The sequence below is a fragment of the Kitasatospora sp. NPDC007106 genome (genome assembly GCF_040634455.1).
GTDB classification, from domain to species: domain Bacteria; phylum Actinomycetota; class Actinomycetes; order Streptomycetales; family Streptomycetaceae; genus Kitasatospora; species Kitasatospora arboriphila.
On record NZ_JBEYFP010001181.1, the window covers coordinates 1 to 1,510 of the forward strand.

At 75.5% G+C, this 1,510-nt stretch carries 1 protein-coding gene; it reads left to right on the forward strand.

Annotated elements, in window-relative coordinates; all coding sequences use genetic code 11:
- On the forward strand, positions 1-1,363 hold a 1,363-nt coding region (locus ABZ641_RS36945), incomplete at its 5' end, for an RICIN domain-containing protein (protein ID WP_359988947.1).
- Positions 1,364-1,510 lie beyond the last annotated feature (147 nt).

Genomic DNA, 1,510 nt, shown 5'->3' on the forward strand with positions numbered 1-1,510 from the left:
CCCGGCCCGCTGCGGACTGCAGTTCGCCCTGGTCGGCGACGTCGGCGTCGGCTACGGCAACGAACTCGCCTACGGCAGCGGCCTCACGGACGCGGCCGAACCGGCTCCCCCGCCGCCGACCGTCGACGCCCCCGGCGCCGAACTCCCGCAGCCGGATCCCGTGCAGCGGTTCTACAGCGCCTACCTGCGGTACTACGTGGCGCACGCGCCCCGCCGGGACTGCCGCCAGCTGGCCGCCAGGCTCGGCGACACCGTCCGCCGCGGCATCGGCGACGACACCCTCGACCGCCACCTGGCCAAGTGCACCGCCTGCACGCGCGCCCGCGCGGACCTCACCGCCATCCACACCTGGCAACGCCCCGCGCTCCTCGAAGGACTGCTGCTCTGGACGGGCGACCACGAGCCGGAACCCGGCGACACCGCGGTCCTGCCGCTCCCTCCCACCGGCACCGTCCCGGCCACCCCACCGCCGGGGCTGCCCGTCCCGCCTCCGCCACCCGTCCCACCCACTCCGGCTGCCCCGTCCACTCCGGCTGCCCCGCTCCCCCTGCCCGTCCCGCGCACGCCGCCCGTCCCGCTCACGCCCCCCTCCGTGCAGCACCGCCCGGCCCCGGCCGCCAACCCCCTGCGGCGCCCCTCCGACAGGACCATCAGGCTCGCCCTCCTCGCCCTCGGCCTCGGCATCCTGACCATGGCCGCCGCGAACATCAGCCCCCACCGGACCGAGCCCACCGCGGCCACCCCGGCTCGGCCTTCCCCTTCGCCCACCACGCTGCGGGCCACGCCACCACCGGATCCCTCCCCCACCGCACTCGCACCGTCGACACCCGCCACCCCGACCACGGACGGCAACTCCCCCTCCCCCGCCCCAGGTTCACCCACGGCACAGGACGCGCCGCCGCCGTCACCCACCCCCCGGATCCCCGCCTTCCGCCTCGTGAACGTGCGCTCCGGCCTGTGCGTCAGCCCGGACGGCGGTGACGCAGCCGGCGTCCACCTCGCCACCTGCGACGGCAGCGCGTCGCAGCGCTGGCAGTTCCCGCTGAACAGCGGCGGACTGCTCCAGGTGCGCAACGCGGCAGACGGCCGCTGCCTGGACGGCACCACCCAGGGCGGCAACGTGGTCACCGTCGTCCTGCGGGCATGCCTCACCGACCGCGAGGAGCAGCTGTGGAAGTCCGTCCCGAACCAGACCAACACCGCCTTCCGCCTCCACTTCGCCCCGTGCGTCACGAAGAGCGACTACCCCGACCACCTGCTCGGGCCCGGTGACATCTGGCCGGGCCCGGCCGAGGTCGGCTCACCACTGGTCCACCAGCCGAACTACTACGCCAAGGACGACTTCCTCTTCACCACCGTCTGACCGGGCGTCGGGACGCGGGACACGGCGTTGGGGGCGGGCATGCGGGGGCACGGCCACTGAGCTCCACAGCCGGGCCGGGCGCAGCAGCAGGGCGGCGAGAAGGGCACGGCCGAGGAAACGTAAGGCGCCGGCCGGGGCTGGGGGTGC